Source organism: Paraburkholderia sp. SIMBA_053, from assembly GCF_046534895.1.
Taxonomy (GTDB): Bacteria; Pseudomonadota; Gammaproteobacteria; order Burkholderiales; family Burkholderiaceae; genus Paraburkholderia; species Paraburkholderia caledonica.
In genome coordinates this window covers 1-264 of the sequence record NZ_JAWRXU010000879.1, presented here as the reverse complement: position 1 = coordinate 264, position 264 = coordinate 1, and the positions used below count along the sequence as shown (strand labels likewise).

Annotated in this window: 1 pseudogene; it reads right to left on the bottom strand. The window is 53.4% G+C overall.

The annotated features are described in order from the left end of the window. Nucleotides 1–49 precede the first annotated feature (49 nt). Nucleotides 50–264: pseudogene (locus SB753_RS38125) on the bottom strand (microcin ABC transporter ATP-binding protein); the annotation flags it as partial.

The window sequence follows — 264 nt, the reverse complement described above, 5'->3', positions numbered from 1 at the left end:
CAAAACAAATAGAAAAAAACAATGACTCGCCGCACCCAATTGGTGAATGTCAAGTCGTCAAGGCCGCTTTCAACAGCTTACGTGTGTAAGGATGGGTCGGTTCCGCAAAGATCCGCTCGACCTCACCCGTCTCCACGATCGCCCCGTTCTGCATGACGGCATCGCGATGCGCCATGGCGCCGATCACGGCCAGATCGTGGCTGATGAACACAAATCCCAAGTTGTATTTGCGTTGCAAACCCGCGAGCAGCTTCAACACCTGTT